Here is a 25,650-nt window from a genome sequence, read left to right as displayed (position 1 = left end):
CACCGGTTAACCGGATGAGGCGGAACCCTCCCGCCGGCAGCAACGTCCTGCACGCTCGGCAAGGCGTCGCACGCGCCCGGCAGGTGGGCATCGATGCGGCATCAACTGCCGCATCGATCACGCCCATCCACCAGGCACCCGATCGCTTAGCGCGTCATGGCGTTACGCGCGCAATGCGCGTGGCAACCACAGCGACAGTTCGGGGAAGAACGCCACGATCAACAGCACGCACAAGGCCGCCAGCCAGAACGGCCAGATCGTGCGCATGCTCTGGGCGATGGTGATCTGCCCGATCGAGGTGCCGATGAACAGCACCGAGCCGATCGGCGGGGTGATCAGCCCGATGCCGCCGGCCAGCACCATCACCAGACCGAAGTGGACCGGGTCGATGCCGTAGGCCTTGACCACCGGCAGGAAGATCGGCGTGCAGATCAGGATCTTCGGTGCCAGGTCCATGAACATGCCCAGCAGCAACAGCATCACCACGATCATCAGCAGCACGGTGTTCTTGCTGTCGGCGATGGCCTGCAGGAACTTCACCGCCGCCGCCGGCACCTGCAGGTAGGCCAGCAGCCAGCCGAACACCGCCGCAGTGGCGATCACGAACAGGATCACGCCGGTGGTGCGCGCCGCATGCGTGACGGCGGCGAAGAACTCGGCCCACCGCAGCTGGCGATACAGCAACGCGGTGACGATCAAGGCGTACACCACCGCGATCGCCGCACTCTCCACCGCGGTGAAGATGCCGGCGCGGATGCCGATGAAGATCAACGCGACCAGGCCCAGGCCCGGCAACGCGCCGATCAGCCGCAGCGCCACCGCGCGCCAGCCCGGGAACGGCTCGGTGCCGTAGCCGCGATGGCGGGCCACCGCATAGCCGGTGACCATCATTGCTGCGGTCATCAGCAGCGCGGGGAAGATACCGGCGGCGAACAGGTCGGCGATCGACAGCCCGCCACCGGCCGCGGCCGAGAACAAAATCAGGTTATGCGAGGGCGGTACCAGCAAGGCCACCAGCGCGGCGGTCATGCTCACGTTGACCGCGTAATCGCGGTCGTACCCGCGCTTGATCATCTGCGGAATCATGGTGCCGCCGACCGCCGAGACGTCGGCAATCGCCGAGCCGGACACACCGCCGAAGAACAGCGACGACAGTACGCTGACCTGGCCCAGGCCACCACGCACCCGCCCCACCAGCGACGAGGCCAGCGCGATCAGGCGCTCGGAAATACCACCACGCAACATCAACTCGCCGGCGAAGATGAACAGCGGAATGGCGATCAACGACGCCGAGCCGCTGCCGGCGGAAATCTGCTGCACCAGCACCACCGTGGGCAGGTCCAGATACAGCAGCGTGGCCAGTGCGGCCGCGCCCAAGGCGTAGGCCACCGGCACGCCGATCAGCAGCAGCACCACGAAGGTTCCCAACAACATGGCGATGCCCATCAGCGCACTCCTCCGGCCTGGATCGGGCGCAGCACACGCCACAGCTTGTACAAGGCAAAGAGCACCATCAGCGCGCCGCCGATCGACAGCGGCAGGTAGTTGATGCTCTGCGGCATCTGCGCGCCGGCCATCTTGATGTCCAGGCCATCGAGCAGCAGCGCCGCACTCCACCACGCCAGCACCGCGCCGATGGCAATGATCATCAACGGGCGGATCAGGTCGAACACGCGGCGCACCAGCGGTGGCACGTGTTCGCCCAGCAGGTAGAAGCCGAAGTGGCGGTTGGTATGCACGCCGGCGGCCGCGCCCAGGCTCAGCGCGGTGCTCAGCAACAGCAACGTCACCGGCTCGGTCCAGCTGGGCGAGTCGTTGAGCACGTAGCGGGTGAACACCTGCCAGCCCTGCACGACCACCAGGCCCAGCAGCGCGATGGAGGCCACGCCAACGGCGGTATCGGAAACGCGGTCCAGCGCGCGCTGCAACGGCGCGACCGGGACGGCGACGGTCTCGGGTTCGGTCATCGGGTCACCTCTATGCAAAATCGCGGATGCGGCGGTACAGCGCTTCGATCTCGGGCTGCTTGCGGTATTCGGCCAGCAGCGGCGCGGCGGCGGCGCGGAACGCCGGCATGTCGACCTGGTTGAGCTTCACGCCGTAGTCGATCACCTGCTTGCGCGCGATGGTCTCGGAGGCATCCCACAGATTGCGCATCACCGGGACCGAGGCGCGTGCCAGTTCCACCACCAGGCCGCGGTCGGCCGGGCTCAGCGACTGGAAACTCTGCCGCGACATCACCAGGATGTCCGGCGCGTAGGAATGCTCGCTCTGCGACCAGTAATGCGCGGCTTCGAAATGCCGGCTGGACTGGAAGCTGCGCATGTTGTTTTCCGCACCGTCGATCATGTGCGTTTCCATCGCCGAGAACGTCTCGCCCAGCGACATCGGCGTGGGGTTGGCGCCCAGCATGCGCATCAGCTTGAGGAAGATGTCCGACGAGGCCACGCGCAGTTTCAGGCCCTTGAGATCTTCCGGGCGGTGCAGCGGATGCTTGGTGTTGTAGAAGCAGCGCGCGCCGGAATCGTAGATGGCAAGGCCCACCAGGTCGCGCTGCTCGAAGCTGCGCAGCACGCTGTCGCCGACATGGCCATCGATGGCGCGGCGCAGATGCGGCACCGAGTCGAACACGTACGGCAGGCACAGCGCCTGGGTCAGCGGAAAGGTGTTGTTCAACGCACCCGAATACACGCGGGTGATGTCGATGGCACCAAAGCGCGCCATGTCGATCGCCTCCGACTCGCGCCCGAGCTGGCCGGAGTGGTACTGGCGCAGCTTGAGCCGGCCATTGGTACGCGCTTCGAGCTGCTTGCCGAACCAGCGCACCGCTTCCACCGTGGGGTAGTCGCCGACGTGCACGTCGGTGGCGGTGAGCAGCTGCCCGCCGGGAATCGGCGTGGTGGCGCCGGCGCCCAGCCAGGGGCCGGCCGCGGCGGCGCCGAGCCCGGCACCGAGGAAATGTCTGCGTGTGATCATTGGCGCCCTCCCAAGCGTCTGGTCACTGGGTCCGGCGTTACTTGGCGGACACAGCCGTACAGGAAATGTCGCCGATGCCGGCGAAGCGAATCAGGGCATGCTGTCCCACTTCGATGTCATGGATACCGGTGGCATTGCCCGTGGCGATGAGATCACCGCGCTTGAGCGGACGCCCGCGCTGGGCCGAACGGCCGAGCGCAAATGCGTAGGCGGCGCGCAGCCCGCCCGGCAACGTGGTGGCCCCGCCGGTGCCGACCAGCTGGTCGTCGATCAGGGTTTCGGCGGTCAGTGCAGATTCGTCGCGCGCCAGCCAGTCGGTCACTTCCGGGCCCAGGATCAGGCCGTTGTTGTTGCCGAAGTCGGAGATCACCACGCGCGGGCCCAGCTTGTTGATGGTGGCCAGCGGGCTGCTGGCGATCTCCACGCCGATGAACAAGGTGGCCGGCAGCTGCGCCGCCTCCTCCGGGGTGAAGTGGGTCTGCTCGGCCGGCGCGTCCGCGTCCAGGCGCAGCACGTACTCGGCCTCGACCGCGCCAAAGCCGCCCGCGTAGATCGGGAACTCGGTTGTTCCACCGGTAGCATTCCAGAGCTTGTGCGAGAAGATCGGGCCGAGCAGGCGCTCGTCGCCGGAATGGTCGCGGCGCTCGGCGGCGATATAGCCCACCTTCCAGCCAACCACCCGGTCGTCCCACTGGCTGATGGCGATATCCTGCACCTGGTAGGCAGTGACCAGATCGTCAGGGATTTGCCCGGGAAAGTCGGGCAGCGATGCCCCTGCACGGCGTGCCTCCACAAAGCGCTGCGCGATCTGCGACAGCGAGGATGTGGACGATGGCGGGGTGGCGGCGTCGTTGCTCAAGGGTGTCTCCCTGATAGGTGTTTTTGTTGCACTGCCAATCGACAGTGGCACGGTGTGCTGTATATGGTAAACCGGTGTCATTGGCAATGTGCAGTGCGGCAAAGTGGCCGCAGGAACGAAGCAACCCTGGGAGGGGTGGATGGAACAGACAAGCCAGACGCGCGTGTTTGCCGCGTTTTCGAGCCTCATGCGCCGGTGCATGACGGTGGGGGTGATGGGTTTGCTGCTGGCAGGGCCGGTGCTGGCCGCCGAGGCACCCGGCGCCGAGACCGCAGCCGAGCAGGCCAGCCGGATCCCGCTGTGGCCCAAGGGGCTGGCACCGGGTGACAAGGCGCTGCAGCAGCCGCAACGCATCGTCCAACGCAGCAGCGACCCTGGGCTGCCCGATCGCTATATCCAGCAGATCAGCACGCCGTATCTGGTGGTCTACCGGCCCCGGCAGCCGAACGGCACCGCCCTGCTGGTCACCCCCGGCGGCGGCTACCAGCGCATCGTGCTCGACAACGAAGGCAGCGCGCTGGTGCCGAGCTTCGTCGACCAGGCCGGTATCACCCTGTTCGTGCTGCGCTACCGGCTGCCCGGCGAAGGCCACCGGAACGGCGCCGACGTGCCGCTGGCCGATGCACAGCGTGCGCTGCGGCTGATCCGCGCCAATGCCGCTCGCTACGGCATCGATGCGCAACGGGTCGGGGTGATGGGCTTTTCGGCCGGCGGCCATGTCGCCGCCAGCCTGGGCACGCGCTACGCCGCGCAGGTGTACCCGGCCCAGGACGCGGCCGATGCGCTGGGCGCGCGGCCGGATTTTGAACTGCTGATCTACCCGGTCATCGACATGGACAGCGCCAACGCACACCCGGGCTCGCGTGAGCGCCTGCTCGGCAGCAATCCAGACGCGGCGCAGGTGCGCGCGTATTCGCCGCAACTGCATGTGGATGCCCGCACGCCGCCCAGTTTCCTGCTGCATGCACAGGACGACACCGTGGTGCCGGTGCGCAACAGCCTGCTGATGCACGAGGCGCTGCTGCGCGCCGGCGTGGCGAGCGAGCTGCATGTCTTCCCGCAGGGCGGCCATGGCTTCGGCACCGCCAGCGGCACCGGCCTGACCGTGGCCGCATGGCCGCAGCTGGCGCAGGCCTGGATCGCGCATGTCACCAGGGTGCAGACGCCTGCATCTTCACAGACACAGACACCGGCAGTGATCCCTGCGCAGGACGTGGCGCGATGACAGCGCCGTCCACGCCCGACACGCGCCGACGCACACTGCTGCGTGGCGGGTTGCTTGCCACTGCCGCAGCAGCGCTGCCCGGCGTCGCCGGCGCGGCCGCACCGCCGCCATGCGATGACAGCGCGCCGCTGGCACGCGTGCGTGGCGGCGCGCTGCGCGGCTATCGCGACCAGGACATCTGCGTGTTCAAGGGCATCCCGTACGGCGGCGACACCGCTGCGCGGCGCTTTCAGGCACCTGTGCTGGAAACGCCTTGGCAGGACGTGCGCGATGCCGGCGCCTACGGTGCAGCCGCACCGCAACTCAAGGCCAGCGAACCCACCAGCGAGGACTGCCTGTTTCTCAACGTGTGGACGCCCGGCCTGCGCGATGGCGGCAAGCGGCCGATCCTGTTCTATATCCACGGCGGCGGCTACACCACCGGCTCCGGCAGCGACCCGCTGTACGACGGGGTGCGCCTGTGCAAGCGCGGCGACGTGGTGGTGGTCACCGTCAATCACCGGCTCAATCTGTTCGGCTACCTGTCGCTGGCGCAGCTGGGCGATGCCGGCTTTGCCGACTCCGGCAATGCCGGTCAGCTGGACCTGATCCAGGCGCTGCAGTGGGTGCGCCAGCACGCGGGCGAATTCGGCGGCGATGCCGGCAACGTCACCGTGTTCGGCCAGTCCGGTGGCGGCGCCAAGATCGCCACGCTGATGGCGATGCCGGCCGCGCGCGGCCTGTTCCATCGCGCCTGGACCATGAGCGGGCAACAGGTCACCGTGGCAGGGCCACGCGCGGCCACCCAGCGCGCGCAATTGCTGCTGGATGCGCTGAAACTTGCGCCAGGCGAGCTTGCGCGGATCCGCACGCTACCGGTGGCGCAGCTGCTGGCTGCCGCGCAGCTGCGCGACCCCTCGCGGGTGGAAAACAGCGCGTTGTATTTCGGCCCGGCGCTGGATGCGCGCAATGTGCCGGTGCACCCGTTCTGGCCGACTGCGCCACTGCAATCGGCCCGCATTCCCATGGTGATCGGCAATACCCGCGACGAGACGCGCGCGTTTCTGGGCAACGACGCCAAGAACTTCGCGTTGAGCTGGGACGAGCTGCCGGCCAGGCTGGAAAGCCAGCAATACGTCGACCTGTTGCCGCAGGTGGTGATTGCCGAATATCGCCGGCTGTATCCGCAGTACTCGCCCTCGGACGTGTTCTTTGCGGCGACCACCGCCGGCCGCTCGTGGCGCGGCGCGGTCGAAGAGGCCGAAGCGCGTGCGCGCCAGGGCGCACCGACCTGGGTGTATCAGCTGGACTGGGGCTCGCCGCTGGATGGCGGCAAGTTCGGCGCCTTCCACACGCTGGATATTCCGCTGGTCTTCGACACCATTGCGCAGCCCGGCGCGCGCACCGGCGACGGTGCCGATGCGCAGCGCATGGCCGCGCAGATGAGCCAGGCACTGCTGGCGTTCGCGCGCAGCGGCAACCCGAATCATCGCAGCCTGCCGCATTGGACGCCGTATTCGCTGCAACGCCGCGAGACGCTGCTGTTCGATATACCGAGCCGGCTGGAGCACGACCCGCGCGGTGGCGAGCGCAAGCTGTACCAGCAAGCGCCTTTCATTCAACGCGGCACGTTTTGAGCGCTTGCGTGGTGGAGCGCGACCTCGCGCGGGCTGATGGCTGTCTGCAGCGGCAGGGTTTTGCCGCTACAGGGTGGCGCCGATCAAGGCGTGGCCCCCGGTGATCGTGCTTGGGGCTTTCTGACTGCCTTTGGTCTTCCAACTCGATTTCGGGGTCTGCCTGCCTTTCGTCTTCCGTTCGTCTTCCGACTGACATCCGTTCCTTGATCGCTTCTTCGTCTCTGGTGACTCATGCGCTTCCCGTCTCTCGTACCGCTGGTCCTGCTGGCAGCAACCGCTACACCTGCTGCACACGCCGTTGAGGCGCCGCCTGCACCCGTGCCGGCTTCTGGTGTGCCCGCGACCGGCACGCAGCTTGCCGCCAGCAAGATCGTGCTGGTCGGCGATTCCACCACTGCCGTGCAAGGTGGCTGGGGGCCGAGTTTCTGCGCACAGCATGTGACCTCGTTCCTGAGCTGCCTCAATCTGGCGCGCGGTGGCCGCAGCACCTCCAACTACCGTGCCGAAGGGTCGTGGGAGATCGCGCTGCACGAGCTGCGCAGCGGCCGTTATCGACAGGTCTATGTGCTGATCCAGTTCGGTCACAACGACCAACCCGGCAAACCGGGGCGTTCCACCGACCTGACGACCGAATTCCCCGCCAACCTGCGCCGGTATGTGGCTGAGGCGCGCGCCGCCGGTGCGATTCCGGTGCTGGTCACGCCATTGACGCGGCGGCAGTTCGCGCGCGGCCAATTAGTGGATGACCTGGGCCCGTGGGCGGAGGCCACGCGCAAGGTTGCGCAGGAATTGCAGGTGCCGTTGATCGATCTGCATGCGCGCAGTCGTGCGCTGGTGCAGGGCATGGGCCCGGTGTTGGCGATGCGGCTGGCGCAGCGGCCTGCCGAGCCCACGCAAGTGCTTGCCGCGCAATCGGGCACCACGATTGGCAAGACGCCGGTGCAGGCATTGCATGCGCCGCCGCCGTCAAAGATTGCGGCAGCGGGCAGCGTCTCCGCCAGCGCGCAGGACAATGCCAACGCCGAGCCGATGGGCCAGGCCAAGCTGGCGTTCGACTACACCCATCTTGGTGCGGACGGCGCGGATCTGTTCGCGGCGATTGTTGCCGACGAGTTGGCAAAGCACGTACCTGCGTTGCGGCCGCTGTTGATTCCGTGATGCGTCATTTCATCTGATCAACTAGAGCGGCTAACAAACCTACTTGACGCCAGTCAATTGCAGGCCGGCTGATGTGCTGCCTGGCTGCAGGGCCCTTGCCCGCCCACCATCGCGAGACACGCTACAAGGACGTCCTTGTAGCGGCATCCATGCCGCGTAAGGTCCCGCGACAGCGGCAGGCAGGACCTGTCGAGATGATTGGCACGCAGGGCTTTCAATAAAACAATCAGCACACTGTCTGGAGCGGTGAGGGCACCGCGATCTCGACGCTGCGAGTTTGCTGCAGGGCCCTTGCCCGCCCACCATCGCGGGACACGCCGCAGGTACATCCCTGTAGGCTCTGGCGCGGCATCCATGCCGCTCAAGGTCCCGCGACGATGGGCGGGCAAGGACCAGGCGAGAGGGTCGGTAGCACGGTCTGTAATAAAGCAACCAGCAAACTGTCTGGTGCGGTGTCCTCACCAATTGCGGGAACGTGTGGCGGCTTGGATGCCGCCACCGCGCCCCCGGGGATGGGTTCACGGCGTGTCCCGCGAGCGGTGAAGGGACCGCGCAGTCGACCCTGCACTCACTGACAAGCACTCGCTCGCCAGGTTTTTATTGGTCGCTCCTAGCTGCATCAGCTCACGACAGGCACTGGCGCATCCGCTTCGATCACCTGCTCGCGCTTGAGCTCTTCCCACACCGCTGCCGGAATCGCCACGCGCATCGAGGCCGCATTCGCATGCGCCTGCTCGGGCGTGCGCGCCCCCGGAATCACCGCGGACACCACCTTCGGCGCGGCGGCAAATTGCAGCGACACCGTGCGCAGATCCACGCCGTGGCGCTCGCAGATGGCCAGCGCCTTCTGGCGCTTGGCCGGTGCCCATTCCGGCACGGTGCCGTCGTAGAGATACCGCTCGCGGCCGGCCAGATAGCCCGCCAACAACGGCGCACCGACCACCACCGACGCGCCGTGCTTTGCGATCTTCGGGAAGGTGTCGTGCAGCGCCTGCGCGTGGTCGAGCAACGAATACTGGCAGGCCAGCAGGAAGATGTCCGGATCGGCCTCCTCGATCGCACGCAGGGCCGGCTCGGGGCGATTGACGCCAAAGCCCCAGGCCTTGATCAGGCCCTCCTTGCGCATCTTGGTCAGCTCGGGCATCGCGCCTTTCACCGCTTCGGCAAAGCGCTGTTCCCACGGCATGCCCAGATCTTTCTCGTTCTCCGGCGACAGGTCGTGGATGTAGGCGATATCGATCTGCGACACGCCCAGGCGCTGCAGGCTGTCTTCGATCGAGCGACGCACGCCGGAGGCGCTGTAGTCGTAGCGATAGTCGAAGGGCGACGGCTGCTGCCACATCGTCTTCGGCGGTTTGTCGGTAGCGGTCAGCAGGCGCCCGACCTTGGTCGACAGCACGTAGTCGCCTGCAGCGTGATTGTGCAGATGGTGGCCGGTATGACGCTCGGACAGGCCCAGGCCGTACCACGGCGAGGTATCGAAATAGCGCACGCCCGAGGCCCATACCGCGGCCAGGGTCGCTTCGCTTTGCGCATCGCTGGTGGGCGCAAACCCGTTGCCGATCGCCACGCCACCAAAGCCCAGGCGACTCGACGGCCGATAGCGCGCGCCCTTGGCTACAGGATTGGTCGGCAACGCAGAAGCGGCAGCCTTGCCGCGCGTGGGCATCACGCTGCCGGGCGCGGAGGTCTGCGCCAACAACGGGGCGGCGGCCAATGCGGCGGTGCCGGCAGCGGCGGCGGAAAGGAACTGGCGACGGGTATTCACGGGGGAAATCCTTGCGGCGACTCGATGCACAAGCATGGTCCCGCCTGCGTGCAAACCAGGTCAGCGCAAGGCGCGCGCGCGTACACATGCAGGCAACGAACGGCCCGCGTGCAGGTTTAGACAAGCAGGCACGTCAGCACAGGTTGTCAGCGGTCGCTGCTGGTGGTCATTGCATGCACCGCATGCTCGGGACATGCAGAAGTGGCCTGTATTCCGGGCCGCTACACTTCATCGCGTGGCGTTGCCTAAGAGCGGCTGACACAGCGTCGCGAGCGGTAGTCGACTGTGTGCGGACGGCACGCTCAGAACCGCAGTGCACGCGTGGCATATGTTGCTTCCGAGCACCGAGCGCGCCTGCCTGACGGCTGTGCAGTCGTTTTGCTCGCCACTCCAGATCCCTGCACAGGTCCTTATTGCATGGATCCAACGTCCATCAGTGTATTTCCAGCAGTTGCACCTGTGCCCGCGGTGGGCCATCGCCCAGCCACAGCGTGCCCACGCTGATCGGCAGGCTGAAGCGACGCGGGCCGGCGCTGCCCGGATTGACGTACAGCACACCGTCGTGCGTCTGTATCGACGGCTTGTGCGAATGTCCGCTGATGATCACATCTGCGGCGACATCCGCTGCCAGCGTTTTCAGATCGTGCAGCACATGGATGCGCACATTTGCGATCAGCAGGTCCAGCGTTTGCGGAAGTTGCGCTGCCCACGGCGTGTTGTCGATATTGCCGGCGATCGCATGCAACGGTGCCAGCGCGCCCAGCGCGGTAAGGATCTCCGGCTTGCCCACGTCGCCGGCATGGATGATCGCCGCGCAGCCCTGCAATGCAGCCACGGCCTCGGGCCGCAGCAGGCCGTGCGTGTCGGAGATCAGGCCAATGCGTAAGGCGGCAGCCGTCATCGGGTGTGGGTGAAGGTGGCGGGCGATGAGGATGCACTGCCGGGTGATGCCGTTGCGTCAACGTGGCGCCTTTTCGCGTCGGCAGCATGTTCAGCGGCCAACCTCGCCATGGCAGCTGTTGCCCGGCACACCGTGGCGTGCCGGGTATCAATCAACTCGGTGCATCGACTCACTGTGTTGTACGCGCTTTCCAGGCCCAGACGCTGTTGGGATCGCCCTGCAGTCCGCGCCGTTTGCTTGCACGCGCCAGTTGCCAGTACGCCCATGCCAACACCAGCGCGATCAGGTCCACGCCAAGTACCGTGGCGTCCTGCCATGGCAGCACCACGCCGCGCGCGGAAACGCAGCTGGCCAGCGGAATCAGCGCCGTCAGGCCTGCGCAGGCCAGCAACACCTCGTACGCCCCACGTGCGGTGGGGCGGATCAGTGCCCACACCAGCACGGTCGCGAAGACCGCGTAATAGACATGACGCTCCTGTCCTTGCGGCAGCAGGCGCGCGGCGATGAACAGCGCCGAGACGCCGGCCACGCTGCCCAGGCACACGCCGACGGTGAGGCGCGCCATCGCGTGGGTGCGGCGCGGTTGATCGACCAGGCGACGCTTGCGGCGTGTTTCGATCCACAGCAGGTTGCCGCTGTAGAACAGGAACGCGCCGCCCAGCCCGAGCAGGAAATACAGCCACTGCACCGGCGCCTGCCCGAAGTTGCCGAAGTGCAGCCCTTGCAGCCCGCGCAATGCAGCGGTGCCTGGTGACATCGTCCTTGGTTCGAGTACGCGCAGGACTTGGCCGGTTGCCGCGTCCAGCGCCACGCCACCGAGGGTGTTGAGCCGGCGCTGCGCGTGATGGCCATACACCTCCGCACGCGCATTGGCATCGCCTGCATCGTGAAACCCGATGCTTTCCGGTACGAAGCCCGGGCTGGCCGCGCGCGCCTTGTCCAGCAGCACCGCCAGCGGCAACACCGGCGCCGCACGCCTGGCCGGTTGCACATGCGGGGTGAGCTGGAAGTCCGGCTCCAGGATCTGCATCAGCTTGCCATCGAACACCAGGAACTGGAACGGCGCCAGCAGCAGCACGCCCAGGCACAACACCGCACCGGACCAGGCGAAGATCACATGGAACGGCAGCGACAGCATGCCGACCACGTTGTGCGCGTCCTGCCACAGGCGCTTGACGTTGGTGCCGATGCGCAGCGCGAACAGGTCCTTGAAGAACACCGGCGCATACAGCACCACGCCGCTGACCAGGGCCAGCCCGTACAACACGCTCACCACCCCGAACAGGTAGGTGCCGAACACGCGCGGCAGCCCGGCGGTGAAGTGCAGGTCATAGAGAAAGTCGGCAAAGCCCACCCGCTGCGGCAGCTCCAGCAGATTGCCATCGGCGGCTTGTTGATACTGCCGCATGCCACCGCTGGCCTCGGCCTGCGGGCCGTACCAGTACAGCCGCGCCAGTGGCCCGTGCTCGCCGGGCAGCAGCACCAGGAAGGAGTCGGCCACCTGCGGATGCCGGGCGATCACCGCATCCAGCAGGCGCTGCGCGGCGGCGACAGGATCTGCCGGCGCCGGCTGCGTGGCAGGCGGGGTGGCCTGCCAGCCGCTCAATTGGTGAGTAAACACGGTGATGGCACCGGCATAGAAGGCGATGAACAAGGCCATGCCGGCCAACAGGCCCATCCAGCTATGGACCGACAGAAACGCACGCAAGGTCGCTGCTTTCATGCGCCCAGCTCCGTCCAGCCCACGGCCTTGATGCCTGCAAGCGCGAGGTAGCACAGCAGCGTCAGCCCGCCGAGCACGACCCAGGCACGCGGTGCGCTACGAAACACGAACGGCAGCGCCATCGCACCGATCCATGCCGGAAACATCAGCAACAACCACGCCAGCGTGTAGCTCCGCTGCGGCCCCGGCAGCACCAAGGCGCACAGGCCGACCACGCCCACCGCAAGCGGCAGCCCCAGCACCACGGCGGCCAGCCATCTAGCCCACATGGCGTACCTGCCTGCGTTGCACGCGCGCCTGCTGCCAGGCATCCAGGTACGGCAGCGCCACCGCCACCAGCATCAACGCCGTCACTGCGGCGAAGATGCCGGCCCAGGTCCCCAATGCAGCGATGGCGCAGCCCAGCGACAGCAGCAGCAACGCGCTGGCGCCGAGGCGTAGCGCACGCGCGGACAGCCGGCGCTGCGGCCACAGGCGTTGATGCCTGGTTGCCAGGTAGAACGCCAGCGCCGAGACCACAGCGGCGAGCAGATAGCACGCCGTCATCAGGCCGGTCATGCCTGCACCTGCATCGAAGCAGAGGGCGACAAGCCGCCCGAAAGCACAGGCCGCGTGCCGCCGCCCTGCGCCCCGACACACCCCGAATACGCAGCCCGCACGGGTGCATCTGCGCACCCGACCCTGCGCACGACAGGAACAGGCCACTCAAGCATCGAAGAAGCAGCAGCACTCAAAACGCCCACGCACAACGCTCCCGTAACGAGATCGACGGAAGGCATGGCGGCGGCTGTGCCCGGCAGCCCTCCCCGGGCCGCCTGATATCAGTGGTCGACACCCAGCTGCGCCGCCCGACAGGCGCACGCAACAAGGTCTCACCACTCTGTGGCGCGCAATCTAACAGGTGCCACGGCGCCGGACTAGCCGTCCGGCGCCGTGGGTGTTGCATCAGCCCTGCGGCGTCAGCACGATGACGCCCAGCGGCGGCAACAGCAGCGGCAGGGATTGCGCATGGCCATGCATGGACTGCTGCTCGGCGCCCACCACACCGCCATTGCCCAGGTTCGCGCCGCCATAGATACCGGCATCGCTGTTGAACACCTCGCGCCACTGACCGCCCTGCGGCACGCCGATGCGGTAGCCGTGCTGCACGATCGGGGTGAAGTTGATCACCACCAGCACCGGGGCGTCGCCGCGCTTGCCCTTGCGCAGGAACGCGACCACGCTGTTGGCCGCGTCATCGCCCACCACCCACGCAAACCCGGCCGGGTCGTCATCCTGCGCGTGCAGCGCGGGGTATTCGACATACAGCCGGTTCAAGTCACGCACCAGGGTCTGCACGCCGCGATGGCGCGGGTCGTCCAGCAGATGCCAGGGGATGCCGCCGTCGTGGTTCCACTCGGTGGGCTGTCCGAACTCGCAGCCCATGAACAGCAACTTGCGCCCCGGGTGGGTGAACATGTAACCCAGGTAGGCGCGCAGGTTGGCAAAACGCTGCCAGTCGTCGCCCGGCATGCGGCCCAGCAACGAGCCCTTGCCGTGCACCACTTCGTCGTGCGAGATCGGCAGCACGAAGCGCTCCGAATACGCATAGACCATGCTGAAGGTCAGCTCGCCATGGTGGTAACGGCGGTAGATCGGATCCAGCGCGGCGTAATGCAGGGTGTCGTGCATCCAGCCCATGTTCCACTTGTAGTGGAAGCCCAGGCCGCCATGCGCCACATCGGCAGTGACGCCGGGGAATGCGGTGGATTCCTCGGCAATCATCACCGCGCCCGGGGTGTGCTCGCGCACCACTTCGTTGAGCCGGCGCAGGAAGGCGATGGTCTCGTAGTTCTCGCGCCCGCCATGGATGTTGGGCACCCACTCGCCGGCATTGCGGCTGTAGTCGCGGTACAGCATCGAGGCCACCGCATCCACGCGCAGGCCGTCGACGTGGAAGCGCTGCAGGAACTCCAGCGCACTGGCGATCAGGAACCCGGACACCTCGCGCCGCCCGTGGTTGTAGATCAGCGTATTCCAGTCGCGATGGAAGCCTTCGCGCGGGTCGGCATGTTCGTACAGCGCGGTGCCGTCGAAATGGGCCAGGCCGTGGGCATCGGTGGGGAAATGCGCCGGCACCCAGTCGACGATCACGCCGATGCCTTCGCGGTGGCAGCGATCGACGAAGCGGGCAAAGCCATCCGGCGAGCCAAAGCGCGCAGTCGGCGCGAACAGGCCCAGGGGCTGGTAGCCCCACGAGCCGCCGAACGGATGCTCGGTCACCGGCATCAGCTCGACATGGGTGAAGCCCATGTCCGCCACGTACGGAATCAGGCGGTCGGCCAGTCCATCCCAGTCCAGGTCCACGCCTTCCTGGCGCAGCCAGGAACCGGCATGGATCTCGTAGATGCTCATCGGTGCGTCGTGCGCCTGACGGCGCGCGCGCGTGGCCATCCAGCCGTCATCACTCCACTGGTGCGGGGTGGGGTCGGCCACGATCGAGGCGGTGCCCGGTGCCAGCTCGGCACGCCGCGCCACCGGGTCGGCCTTGGCCGGCAACTCATTCCCATGCGGGCCGCGCAGCTGGTACTTGTAGTGCGCCCCCGGGCCGACGTCGGGCACGAACAGCTCCCACACGCCGGACTGGTGCCGCAGCCGCATCGGATGCCGGCGTGCGTCCCAGCTGTTGAAGTCGCCCACCACCGCCACGCGCGTGGCATTGGGCGCCCACACCGCAAAGCGCGTGCCGCGTACGCCATCGACCTCGATCACGTTGGCGCCGAGTGCATCGGCCAGCTGCAGGTGATGGCCTTCGCTGATCAGATGCAGGTCGAAGTCGCTGAGCTGCGGGCCGAACGCATACGGGTCGGCGGTGTCCTGCTCGCCGCCGGGCCAGCCGATGCGCAGGCGATACCCGCCCTGCGCCGGCAACGCGCCGGCAAACAGGCCCGGCTCCGGGCCCGCGTCCAGCGCGATGACCTGGCCATCGTCGAGCACGGCATTGACGTAGTCGGCACCCGGTTGATAGGTGCGCAGCACCCGACCGCTATCGGTCGGGTGCGCGCCAAGAATGGCGAATGCATCGCCATGGCGTGCCTCGGCCAGGGCGCGGGTCGCGCCGGGATCCCATCGATTGGTCACTGCTGTCATCACTCCACTCATCATGTGTCTCCCGCACCAGCGCGCGCGCGGTGCAGGATGCGTCGCAAGCCCTCGATCGGCACCATCAACCAGCCGGGGCGATTGGCGGCCTCGTAACGCACCTCGTAACAGGCCTTCTCCACCAGGAACAGCAAGGTGGCCGCATTGAACGCTGCAGGTGCGATCCACGGGTGCGTGCTGGCATCGAGCACGGCATGGTACGCATCCAGAAACGCCTGTGTGGAACGGCGGCGGAACTGCACCAGGAACTCGTCCAGATGCGTGTCCACGCCCACGCCCGCGCGTGCGGCGGTGCCTTCCTCGCCACGTGCCGACACTTCGCTGGCGTAGTCGAGCGAGCGCAGGAAGCCGGCCACATCGCGCAGCGGGCTGGCCTTGGCGCGCCGTTCGGACAGCGGCTTGGCCGGCTCGCCTTCGAAGTCGATCAGCACCACATCGTCGAAGGCCACCAGGATCTGGCCCAGGTGGAAGTCGCCGTGCACGCGGGTCAGCAGGGAATCGGCCAGCACGCTCGGCGCCTGGGCGAGCAAGGCATCCAGCTGCGGGCGCTCGGCCAGCACCGCCTGCAGCGCTTCGCGTTCGGTGGCGTCATCGGTGCCGGCCAGACGCGTGGTGACCGTGTCCCACATCTCCTCGACCTGGCGGGCGACGCCGGCCACCACATCGTTGGCGGTCGGCAGGTCGATGCGCTGCGGGGCGAAGTCGGCATCGTCGGTGTCGCGCGACAAGGCCTCGTGCAACTCGGCCAGGCGTTTGCCGACCACTGCGGCGAAGGCGTCGTACCCGGCGATGGCTTCGGCGCGCGATTCGTCGGTCTGCGCGGTGGCGTACTCGTCGAAGCTGCGCGCCAGATGGTCCAGCGTCCAGCGCCAGGCATCGCCCTGGTTGCGGATGAAGCCCTGCAGCAGCGCGATCGTGGTGATGGTGCCCTGCGTATCGATGCGGCTGACGCTGCCCAGCAAGGGCGCGGCATTGGCATAGCCCATCTCGGTCAGGCGACGGCCGATCTCGATCTCCGGGTTGGCACCATTGGCTACGTGCCGCAGCAGCTTGAACACCGCCTTGTCGGCAACCACCAGCGAGCTGTTGCTCTGCTCGGCCGACAGCCAGCGGATCTCCGGATCCTGCGGAATGTCCAGCGTGGCCAGCGCCGGGGTCGCCTCGAAGCGCACCTGGCCCTGCTGCGAGGCATCGTCGCCATCGCAGAAGTCCAGCGCGGCGTTGTCGCGCAAGGCGTCGATCACCCCGCGCACCATCGGCTTGAGTGCGAAGGCATCGGTGAGATACCCCACCTCGCGGCCCTGGCGCACACGCGCCAGCGCCAGCTGCTCGGCCAGCGTGCTGGGTTGGTCGCGCTCCCACACGATGCCGATCGGCAGCATGTAGCTCTCGTGGCGGCCGTCTTCCAGCTCCACGTCCAGCTCCAGCAGGCTCATCGGCTCATTGCCCGGCAGTGGTGTGCGCCGCGAGATGCGCACGTGCTTCAGTGCCTGGTCCTTGGCCGAGAACCAGCGCCGTGCCGACAACCAGGCCGGCAGGATTTCCGCTTCCAGCGTGGACAGATGCGGCAGCAATGCGTTGCTTTCGTCGGTATCGCTGCGCAGCACCAGCGTGCGGTAATCCGGCAACGGCACCGGGCTGGGCACATGCCAATCCGGCAAGGTGCCTTCGCTGACCAGCTGGAACGCGTAGAAGCCGAACGGCGGCACCGTGAGCAGGTAGGTCAGCCGGCCAACCGGCGGGAAGCTGCCGCCGCCGATGATGTCCACCGGCACGCGGCCCTCGAATTCGGACAGGTCCAACTCCACCGCCTGCAGCGTGTGCGACAGGTTGGCCACGCACAGCACCGTCTCGTCCTGGTAGCACCGCAGGTAGGCCAGCATGCGGCGGTTGCCCGGGTACAGGAAGCGCAGGGTGCCGCGGCCGAAGGCCTGGTAGCGCTTGCGCACGCTGAGCACGCGGCGGGTCCAGGTCAGCAGCGAATGCTGGTCGCGGATCTGCGCTTCCACATTGACGGCCTGGAAGCCGTACAGCGGGTCCATCACCGGCGGCAGCACCAGCTGCGCCGGGTCGGCGCGCGAGAAGCCGCCATTGCGGTCGATCGACCATTGCATCGGCGTGCGCACACCATCGCGGTCGCCCAGATGGATGTTGTCGCCCATGCCGATCTCGTCGCCGTAGTACAGCACCGGCGTGCCGGGCATGGTCAGCAACAGGGAGGTCATCAATTCGATGCGGCGGCGGTCGCGCTCCAGCAGCGGCGCCAGCCGGCGCCGGATGCCCAGGTTGATACGCGCGCGGCGGTCGGCGGCATAGGTCTGCCACAGGTAATCGCGCTCCGAATCGGTGACCATTTCCAGCGTCAGCTCATCGTGGTTGCGCAGGAAGATCGCCCACTGGCAGCTCTCCGGAATTTCCGGGGTCTGGCGCATGATGTCGGTGATCGGGAAGCGGTCTTCGCGCGCGATCGCCATGTACATACGCGGCATCAGCGGGAAGTGGAACGCCATATGGCATTCGTCGGCGTTCTGGCCGAAGTACTGCTGGGTGTCTTCCGGCCACATGTTGGCCTCGGCCAGCAGCATGCGGTCCGGGTACTCGGCATCCAGCGTGGCGCGGATCTTGCGCAGGATCGCGTGGGTTTCCGGCAGGTTCTCGTTGGAGGTGCCGGAGCGCTCGATCAGGTACGGCACCGCATCCAGACGCAGCCCGTCCACGCCACGGTCCAGCCAGAAGCGCATCACTTCCAGCACCGCTTCCAGCACCGCGGGGTTGTCGAAGTTCAGGTCCGGCTGGTGCGAATAGAACCGGTGCCAGAAGTACTGCCCGGCCACCGGGTCCCAGGTCCAGTTGGACTTTTCGGTGTCGCAGAAGATGATCCGCGTGCCTTCGTATTCCTGGTCGGTGTCCGACCAGACGTAGAAGTCGCGCTCCGGCGAGCCGGCCGGCGCAGTGCGTGCGCGCTGGAACCACGGGTGCTGGTCGGAGGTGTGGTTGATCACCAGCTCGGTGACGATGCGGATGCCGCGTGCATGCGCCTGCGCCACCAGCTGCTCGAAATCCTCGATGCTGCCGTAGTCCGGATGCACCGCCATGTATTCGGCGATGTCGTAGCCGTCGTCGCGGCGCGGGCTGGGGTAGAACGGCAGCAGCCAGATCGTGTCAACGCCGAGTTCGGCGATGTAATCCAGCTTGGAAATCAGCCCCGGGAAATCGCCGATGCCATCGTCATTGGAGTCGAAGAACGACTTGACGTGCACCTGGTAAATGATCGCGTCTTTGTACCAAAGCTGATCTGCCACCACCGCGGACTGTTCCGCGTCGGCTTGTAACGATGGGACTGCATTCATGCGACCTCTCCTGCGCGGATGCGCCATAACGCGAACGGCCGCGTCGCCTCTAAACGGATGTGTTGATACTTGCCTTGCCATGTGAAGCGATGGCCGTCCCACAGGTCGTCCACCGCCACGCTGGCGTGATCGGGCAGGCCCAACTCCCACAGTGGAATTTCGATGTCCGCGTCCTGGCCCGCCTGCGGGTCCAGGTTGATCGCCACCAGCACCATGCTGCGGCTGCGCGACAGGTAGCCGGCATCCAGGAACTTGCCGAAGTACAGCACCTGGTCGTTGTGCGCCTGGTAGAAGCGCGTGCCCAGGTGCGACTGCAGTTCCGGATGCATGCGGCGCAGCTGGTTGAAGCGGGTAATCTCATCGACGATGTCGCCGGGCGCACGCTCGGGCCAGGCACGCAGCTGGAACTTCTCCGAGTCCAGATACTCTTCTTTGCCCGGCGCCAGCGGCGTGGCCTCGCACAGCTCGAAGCCCTGGTACATGCCCCACAGCCCCGACAGCGTGGTTGCCAGCGCGGCGCGGATCAGGTGGCCGTTGCGCCCGCTGGTCTGCAGGAACAGCGGATTGATGTCCGGCGTGTTGACGAAGAAATGCGGGCGGAAGCATTCGCGTGGCACGCCCTGGTTCAACTCTTCCACGTACTCCTGCAGCTCGTGCTTGTGGTTGCGCCAGGTGAAGTAGGTATAGGACTGCGAGAAGCCGCACTTGGCCAGCCGGTACATCATCTTCGGCCGGGTGAAGGCCTCCGACAGGAACACCACGTCCGGCCGGCGCCCGCGGATGTCGGCAATCAACCATTCCCAGAACGGGAACGGCTTGGTATGCGGGTTGTCGACGCGGAACAGCGTCACCCCCTCGTTGACCCAGAACAGCACCGCATCGCGCAGCGTGTTCCACAGATCCGGCACCGCACCGCTGGCGTAGAAATCGACGTTGACGATGTCCTGGTATTTCTTCGGCGGGTTCTCCGCATACGGAATCGAGCCATCCGCGCGCCAGGTGAACCAGTCCTTGTGGTCCTTCAACCACGGGTGATCCGGCGCGCACTGGATGGCGAAATCCAGCGCCACCTCCAGCCCATGTGCACGCGCGGCCTGGATCAGGCGGCGGAAACCGTCCAGCCCGCCGAGCTCGGCATGCACCTCGGTGTGCCCGCCATCGCTGGCACCGATTGCATACGGGCTACCCGGCTCGCCATCGACCGCAGTGACCGAGTTGTTGCGGCCCTTGCGGTTATTCAACCCAATCGGATGGATCGGCGGCATGTACAGCACGTCGAAGTTCATCGCGCGGATATGCGCCAGCCGCTTGATCACATCGTCGAAGGTGCCGTGCCGCTGCGGATCGCCGCTTTGCGAGCGCGGGAACAATTCGTACCAGCTGGCAAAGTGCGCCGCGCGCCGCTCCGACTCCACCCGGAAGGTCATCGGGGTTTCGGAGCGGAACGGCTTGTCGTCGGCCGCTGCCATTGCCTGCGCGGTATCCGGCTCCAGCACGATCGCCAGCTGCTGCAGCGGCTCGCTCTGCGCACCGATGCGGGTCAGGATGGCCTGCAGGCGCTCGGCCAACGCACCGGTGCTGCGTGCGTGCGCAGCCTGCACCACGGCCACCGCTTCCTGCACATCCACCGGCAGCACCGTGTTGGCGGCACGCTTCTTTTCCAGATCCGCATGCAAGGTGGCAAATACATCGCGCCAACCTTCGACGCGGAATTCATAGGTACCGATGCGCTCGAGCGGGAACTCCGCGCGCCAGCGATCGTTGCCCAGCGCACGCATCGGCGCACTGGCCCAGGTCTTGGCATCGGCCGGGCGCCACAGCACCGCCACCGCGATACGGTCGTGCCCGTCGCAGAACGCATCGGCTTCCACGCAGATGCGGTCGCCCACGGTGCGCTTGACCGGGAAACGGCCGTTATCGACCGACGGCGTCACCGACTCGATGCACACGCGCGGCCAGGCGGCTGCGGTCTGCGCGCGCGGGCGCATGCGCGGCACCGCCAGCACATGCCGCGCCGGCACGCTGCGGTACACCCGGACCTCGCCCGGCTCCAATGCTTCCAGCGTCGCACCGGAGAGCGTGCTGCCGTCTTCGCCTACCAGCGCTTCGGCATCACCAAGCAGGCGCAACAGGTCCGGCGCCGGGACCGGCACCACATGATCGGCATCGCCATTGATCAGCAGCAGCGACGGCAAGCCACCCAATGGCTCGATGGCCACCGCCGTCAGGCCGGTGCCCTCGCGCAGCAGCGGGCGCAAGCGCAGGCCGGCATTGCTGGGCGGCACGCCGTCGCGCGCCCTGATCGACAACGGCAACGTCTCCAGCTGCGCCTCGTCCAGCAACCAAGCCCCGCCCAGGGCCTGGGCCAGCTGCCAGTGCTGCCCGGCAGCGGCCGCAGGCTTGCCTTCGGGCGCGCCCACCACCGCGACCACCTGCGACGCCAATGCGCGCAATGCGGTGTCTTCGTCGAAGAACCAGCTACCGCGGCCGTCCCACCAGGCAAGCGAGGAGAACGCCGCATCGAAGCCGGCACCGGCCAGCTGCTGCAGGGCCTCGATGCCCAGGCCCGGCGTCCAGGCTGCAAACACCACCTCCGGCGCCTGCGCATGCACGCGTGCGATCAGCTCGCGCCAGCGCTGCGCCGGCACCTGCTGCGGCTGCAACAGGCGGAAGCCGGCCACGCCCTGCGATGCCCACTCCAGCAGGCGCGCACTCCACCACTCCACCAGCGCCGCACCTTCCTGCGCATAGGTGAAGCGTGCCTCCGCCACTTCGGGCATGGCGCGCGGCTGGCGCGGGTCCGGCACCGCCGTGCTGCGCGCCCGGAACCACTGCGGGTTGTCGCGTACCACCGCACTGTCGCCACCCACTTCGTCCAGGCGCACGTCGAGCAGCAGCTTCACGCCGGCGCGGTGCGCGGCCTGCACCACCTCGCGCAGGCGCTGCGCGTCGGCCTCGCTGGCACCGGCCACCTCACTCAGCCGGCCCTGGGCGTCGCGCGCAAACGGCGGCGCGAGCACCACATGATCAAAGCCCGCCTCGCGCGCCGACCTGCAGCGCTGCTCCAGCCCGGCTTGGTCCCCGGTTGCCTCGTTGAGAACACAGATCCGCATAGCGCCCCCTCAGCCGACCACGGCGCATACGCGCGCCGTGACGAAGAAAGCGATGCGGGCCGACGCGCCCCGCACATCCGCCGGCGCTCGTTCACGACGCACCAGTCCAACTCCCGTCCGGATCGACCCATCTCCACCCGATCCCTGGTCGACCCTTCCCACCGTGACTGCACTCATGCGCAACTCCGCAACGATTCTTGACCCATGCAGTCAAGCACCCCGGCTGCGAATTTCATGTGTCGGTGGAATTGACGAAAATCAAACAAGCGCGGCAGTGGTGAGGGCTCAGGCAGCACTGACCAACGCCCAGGCGTTGTAGGCTAGGGCCTCAACCTGCAAGGAGCGCAAGGATGCGGAGCTACGTCATGGCGGCACTGCTAGCCATCGCCACGGTTGCTACGGCAAAGGATCAGAGGCTGAGCCCGAGCCGCGCCGGAGAGATCGTCGGGCTCTGGCAAGATGTCAGCGTCAACGACGACATCGTCAAGGAGGACTACGCCGGCTTCGTGCAGGTTGTCGACCTGGACAAGGATGGAGTCGATGAGATCGTCTATCTGAGTTCTTCGTACTGCTCGGGTTCCACTTCCGACTGCCCCAACAGCATCGATGTATTGCGCAAGTACTCACCCGGGAAGTCACCCAACGTCAGCGCTCCAATCGACGCATGGGAAATCAGGGCACGCAGGACCGGTTATACGCCAGACGCCAGCGAGCAGATTCCTGGCGAAGTGATGCGCCTTGCAGTCCAAGGCAATCGCATCGAGGTCGTGTTCCTCGTGCAGGAAAGCTCCCCGATCTGCAAACGGGAACAACCCAATCCGGACGGATCGCAGCGCTGTCCCGCCCCCGGCAGCTACAGCTGGGCTTACACCTGGAAGCCAGGCGCCCTGGCGCGCATTACCGGCGCTGGCAGCTACGAACCACATGTTCCCAAGGCCCATTTCCCTGAGCCGCTACGAGGCGCCTGGGTCACCGCAGGGATCGCCTGCCGCAACGCCGAGACAGCGGACCCCAAACACCTCATCCAGTTCGGCTGGGATGACATGACCGGCAAGGGTGAAGACCTCTGGCCCAACGCGGTCACCCTGCTGGCACGCACACCATGGACATGGCGCATCATCACCGCGTCTGCCAACGCGCCGAAGAAGGACGTTCCTGCAGTCTTCATCCTGAGCGAGATGGAAGATCGCCTGATCATTGCAGAGCAAACGCGCGTCAGAACCTTTGATCGGTGCCGCTGAGCGGAAAGCCGGTTGCCATCGCGTTTACAGCAACGCAACGTCGGCTCGAACGCATCGCCAGAGAACGTTCGATCAACGTCCGGGCACGCGTATCAAGTGAACCCGAGCCTGCTCTTCGGCGATTACGGCGGGCCCGATGATGTAAACAGTGTGGGAAAGCGCTGGTTAGTGGCCATCGCTGATTTTGCTGGGTGGTGGCACCGCAGCGCGTTTGACGTCATTGCAACGTTGCAATGACACTGGTACTGAAGCAATCACGTTCAATGGATGCGTTAAGAGGAGATCGCATTGGTAAGGCACCCAGCTGTGGCAACATTCCAGATTGTAGAGATGTGAAGATATGAGCATTCAAACAAGAACCACCAATGCATTCGCGCTCCGCTCTTTCCTGTCGCTTGTTGGTGGAGTGGTCTTGTTTCAAGTCGGAAACACGCTGGGCAAGGGCTCCTCCTATCAGGTCAACTGGTACTTCATTGCCCTTTGTGCGGCCTATGCATTGATTCCGATCGCCATTCTTCGGGCCATCCGGCGCCGCCCCAATTTTTCCAGGCGTCTGTATTCGATAATTCTTAGCGTGCTGGCGCTGTTGGCAGTTGTGGGAGGAATCGCTTTTTCCCTGATTCCCTTTTCGGGTCCCTGAAGCTCGAAAACGGCGACGTCGCTCACTCGCCGCTTGCAGACCGAGCGTGGCAGACCAGCGGCCTGCCACGCCCACGCTCACATCGCCTTCTTGATGGCTTCCGCCTTCGCCAGGTGCTGCTCGACGTGCGTCTTGGTCTCGGTCAGGTGCTGCTTGACCGGCTCGGTCGACGCCACCGTCATCATCTGCGTCTGGATCAACTGCAGCGCGTCCTTGTGCCCGGCGATCATTGCATCGATGTAGGCCGCCGCGTAGTCCTTGCCGGACTTCTGGCCCAGCGTGGACAGGTCCTGCTCGCCCTTGCTCTCCAGCTTCTTGACGTCCGGGGTTTCGGCCAGCGTCCCCAGCGCCTTGGTCTTTTCCAGGTTCTCGGTGTGTTCCTTCTCCATCATCTTCGCGTACTCGAGCACCGCGCCGGTGACCTTCTTGTCCTGCGCCTGCTTCGCTGCGGCGATCTCGTGGTTGTTCACCGCCCCGAGCAGGCCCAGGGCGATGTCGTCTCCGGAGCTCGCGCGTGCCGCGCCTTCCGGCGCCGGGCTGGCTTCGCCGACAGGCGGCGTGGTCGGGGTCGCCGCGCCACCGGTCGGCGTCGGCTCGGTGGACGCGGCAGGCGCTGCGGCCTCCTTGTCGGCATCCGGCTTGCAGCCAGCGAGCGCCAGCGCCGCGACCATGGACAGGACCAACAGTGATTGTTTCATGCTCCACTCCCTTTCGATTGAAGACAGCAGCATCGCCCTCCCCAGGTGAAGAGGGCTCATACACGTCCACTGGGGTAATCAGACACAAGCATGGGCTGCAGGGCGAAGACACAACGCCGCACCATGCACCGCACTGCATGCGGCGGCACGCGCCTGCGCACGGGCGTGGAACTGCACGTGGGTCAGCGCGGCTGGGCATGCGTAGCGTGTGGTGACACTTTCCTGCTGAAAGACGGCCCGGTTTGGCGCACACTACCGCGCCACATTTGGAGTGATTGCCATGCATAAGGCCTGGATGCTTGCCCTGTTGGGCGTTTCGCCGTTGGTCCACGCCGCATCTGCCGGCGACGATGCCACCTGCCGCAACGGGTTGTTCACCAGCGCACCGGTGGCGTTCTCCCTCGGCAAGGTCATCCCGCCGCGCCTGTATCTGCTCAAGGACACCGATGGCTGCCCGGACACGGGCGGGGCCGCATGCCAGGAGCGCGCCTACGTGGTCAAGAACGATATCGTCCTGACGGCGCAGCGCCGCAATGCCTATGTCTGCGTGCTCTATCCCAACAAGGGAGGCGGCACCGCCGGCTGGGTTGCACAGTCCAGCCTGCAGATGCAACCAAGCGCGGCCACGCCCACACCGCAGGCGTGGAACGGCCACTGGCACTATGGCGACAACACGCTGCAATTGACCACCAACGCAGACGGCAGCATCACCGTCAACGGCGATGCGTACTGGCCCAGCGCCTATCCCGATCCGGAACAGACGCCGGGCGGTCCGCACACCGGTTCGGTCACCGCGCGCGGCTATCCAGAAGGCAACCGCGTCGAGGTCAACGAGAACACGTGCAAGGTGCGCCTGCAATTGCTGGGCGACATGCTGCTGGCCGACGACAACCTGGAATGCGGCGGAATGAACGTGTCCTTTGGTGGGGTGTATCGAAAGAAGCCATAGCAAGCGCGGGCACCCTGTGCGCCACTCCCGCAGAGGAAGGCGCACACCTGGTTGCGCGACCTCCAACCACTGGCCCATCCCCAACGCAGGCCCAAGCGCCCCCGCCCAACGGAAGCAGGAACGCCATCACTATCACTACGGCATAAAAGCCGATGCGAGGTGGCGCAGTGCGGTTTCCGTTGGCCTGCACCGGCCAGAACGGATGCGGCTCGCTCGACCTAGCAATCGGGCCAATGCACGGAAGCAGCAGGACGCGCCAGATCACCTGGCCAGCGGTGGCGCACCAGGTGGA

General features: G+C 66.5%; 19 protein-coding genes and 1 other RNA gene. 6 read left to right on the top strand and 14 right to left on the bottom strand.

Annotated features, from left to right (window positions below):
* Positions 1-162: 162 nt before the first annotated feature.
* From H7A86_RS00825 to H7A86_RS00810, 4 genes are read right to left on the bottom strand one after another with little or no spacing between them, the layout of a single operon-like run.
* The gene (locus H7A86_RS00825; RefSeq protein ID WP_119130104.1) at positions 163-1,446 is read right to left on the bottom strand and encodes a TRAP transporter large permease; all 1,284 of its coding nucleotides are present in this window, start codon (positions 1,444-1,446) and stop codon (positions 163-165) included.
* Positions 1,446-1,967: a TRAP transporter small permease gene (locus tag H7A86_RS00820; protein WP_164739353.1), complete on the bottom strand. Its 522-nt coding sequence runs from the start codon at positions 1,965-1,967 to the stop codon at positions 1,446-1,448. The genes H7A86_RS00825 and H7A86_RS00820 overlap by 1 nt, the downstream gene beginning before the upstream one ends.
* Before the next feature lie 10 nt (positions 1,968-1,977).
* Positions 1,978-2,976 (bottom strand): TRAP transporter substrate-binding protein, encoded by a 999-nt coding sequence (locus tag H7A86_RS00815; protein WP_104586361.1) that lies wholly within the window; start codon positions 2,974-2,976, stop codon positions 1,978-1,980.
* 37 nt (positions 2,977-3,013) lie between these two features.
* Complete coding sequence (locus H7A86_RS00810; RefSeq protein ID WP_104650412.1) at positions 3,014-3,835, bottom strand: 2-keto-4-pentenoate hydratase; 822 nt, start codon at positions 3,833-3,835, stop codon at positions 3,014-3,016.
* Between the two features lie 139 nt (positions 3,836-3,974).
* Between H7A86_RS00810 and H7A86_RS00805 the strand changes: the two genes are divergently transcribed.
* The 3 genes from H7A86_RS00805 to H7A86_RS00795 all read left to right on the top strand — a co-directional run bounded on the left by H7A86_RS00805 (position 3,975) and on the right by H7A86_RS00795 (position 7,834).
* Complete coding sequence (locus tag H7A86_RS00805) at positions 3,975-5,060, top strand: alpha/beta hydrolase (RefSeq protein ID WP_119130103.1); 1,086 nt, start codon at positions 3,975-3,977, stop codon at positions 5,058-5,060.
* Positions 5,057-6,676: a carboxylesterase/lipase family protein gene (locus tag H7A86_RS00800; RefSeq protein ID WP_180707989.1), complete on the top strand. Its 1,620-nt coding sequence runs from the start codon at positions 5,057-5,059 to the stop codon at positions 6,674-6,676. Before H7A86_RS00805 ends, H7A86_RS00800 begins: the two co-directional genes overlap by 4 nt.
* A 231-nt stretch (positions 6,677-6,907) precedes the next feature.
* Positions 6,908-7,834: a rhamnogalacturonan acetylesterase gene (locus H7A86_RS00795; protein ID WP_119130102.1), complete on the top strand. Its 927-nt coding sequence runs from the start codon at positions 6,908-6,910 to the stop codon at positions 7,832-7,834.
* 619 nt (positions 7,835-8,453) lie between these two features.
* On the opposite strand, the gene H7A86_RS00790 is transcribed toward H7A86_RS00795, so the two are convergent.
* From H7A86_RS00790 to H7A86_RS00750, 9 genes are all read right to left on the bottom strand, one after another.
* Positions 8,454-9,602 (bottom strand): aldo/keto reductase, encoded by a 1,149-nt coding sequence (locus H7A86_RS00790; RefSeq protein WP_119130101.1) that lies wholly within the window; start codon positions 9,600-9,602, stop codon positions 8,454-8,456.
* Positions 9,603-9,855: 253 nt separating this feature from the next.
* Positions 9,856-9,932: non-coding RNA, sX9 sRNA (locus H7A86_RS00785), on the bottom strand.
* A gap of 103 nt (positions 9,933-10,035) precedes the next feature.
* A complete protein-coding gene (locus H7A86_RS00780) occupies positions 10,036-10,503 on the bottom strand; it encodes a metallophosphoesterase family protein (RefSeq protein WP_119130100.1) in 468 nt (155 codons plus the stop codon).
* 169 nt (positions 10,504-10,672) lie between these two features.
* On the bottom strand, positions 10,673-12,226 hold the full coding sequence (locus H7A86_RS00775) for a PepSY-associated TM helix domain-containing protein (protein WP_119130099.1): 1,554 nt from the start codon (positions 12,224-12,226) through the stop codon (positions 10,673-10,675).
* Complete coding sequence (locus tag H7A86_RS00770; protein WP_104584418.1) at positions 12,223-12,495, bottom strand: hypothetical protein; 273 nt, start codon at positions 12,493-12,495, stop codon at positions 12,223-12,225. The genes H7A86_RS00775 and H7A86_RS00770 overlap by 4 nt, the downstream gene beginning before the upstream one ends.
* On the bottom strand, positions 12,485-12,784 hold the full coding sequence (locus H7A86_RS00765; protein ID WP_119130098.1) for a hypothetical protein: 300 nt from the start codon (positions 12,782-12,784) through the stop codon (positions 12,485-12,487). Before H7A86_RS00765 ends, H7A86_RS00770 begins: the two co-directional genes overlap by 11 nt.
* A gap of 387 nt (positions 12,785-13,171) precedes the next feature.
* Positions 13,172-15,355, bottom strand: a complete 2,184-nt coding sequence (gene glgB, locus H7A86_RS00760; RefSeq protein WP_119130097.1) for a 1,4-alpha-glucan branching protein GlgB — start codon at positions 15,353-15,355, stop codon at positions 13,172-13,174.
* An 11-nt stretch (positions 15,356-15,366) separates the two neighbouring features.
* Positions 15,367-18,717 carry a maltose alpha-D-glucosyltransferase gene (treS, locus tag H7A86_RS00755; protein WP_119130096.1) on the bottom strand — a complete coding sequence of 1,117 codons (3,351 nt, stop codon included), beginning with the start codon at positions 18,715-18,717 and terminating at the stop codon, positions 15,367-15,369.
* Positions 18,714-21,830 carry a maltotransferase domain-containing protein gene (locus H7A86_RS00750; protein WP_119130095.1) on the bottom strand — a complete coding sequence of 1,039 codons (3,117 nt, stop codon included), beginning with the start codon at positions 21,828-21,830 and terminating at the stop codon, positions 18,714-18,716. The genes treS and H7A86_RS00750 overlap by 4 nt, the downstream gene beginning before the upstream one ends.
* Before the next feature lie 350 nt (positions 21,831-22,180).
* On the opposite strand from H7A86_RS00750, the gene H7A86_RS00745 reads away from it, so the two are divergent.
* Positions 22,181-23,071 carry a hypothetical protein gene (locus H7A86_RS00745; RefSeq protein WP_119130094.1) on the top strand — a complete coding sequence of 297 codons (891 nt, stop codon included), beginning with the start codon at positions 22,181-22,183 and terminating at the stop codon, positions 23,069-23,071.
* Between the two features lie 340 nt (positions 23,072-23,411).
* Entirely contained in the window at positions 23,412-23,711 is a 300-nt protein-coding gene (locus H7A86_RS00740; protein ID WP_119130093.1) for a hypothetical protein, read from the top strand.
* A gap of 77 nt (positions 23,712-23,788) precedes the next feature.
* On the opposite strand, the gene H7A86_RS00735 is transcribed toward H7A86_RS00740, so the two are convergent.
* Positions 23,789-24,409: a DUF4142 domain-containing protein gene (locus H7A86_RS00735; RefSeq protein WP_119130092.1), complete on the bottom strand. Its 621-nt coding sequence runs from the start codon at positions 24,407-24,409 to the stop codon at positions 23,789-23,791.
* Positions 24,410-24,689: 280 nt separating this feature from the next.
* Here H7A86_RS00735 and H7A86_RS00730 point away from each other — a divergent pair, with 280 nt between their 5' ends.
* The gene (locus H7A86_RS00730) at positions 24,690-25,358 is read left to right on the top strand and encodes a hypothetical protein (protein WP_119130091.1); all 669 of its coding nucleotides are present in this window, start codon (positions 24,690-24,692) and stop codon (positions 25,356-25,358) included.
* Positions 25,359-25,650 lie beyond the last annotated feature (292 nt).

This window comes from Xanthomonas euroxanthea (assembly GCF_903989455.1).
GTDB classification, from domain to species: domain Bacteria; phylum Pseudomonadota; class Gammaproteobacteria; order Xanthomonadales; family Xanthomonadaceae; genus Xanthomonas; species Xanthomonas euroxanthea.
This window is presented reverse-complemented; position numbering and strand designations above follow the sequence as displayed.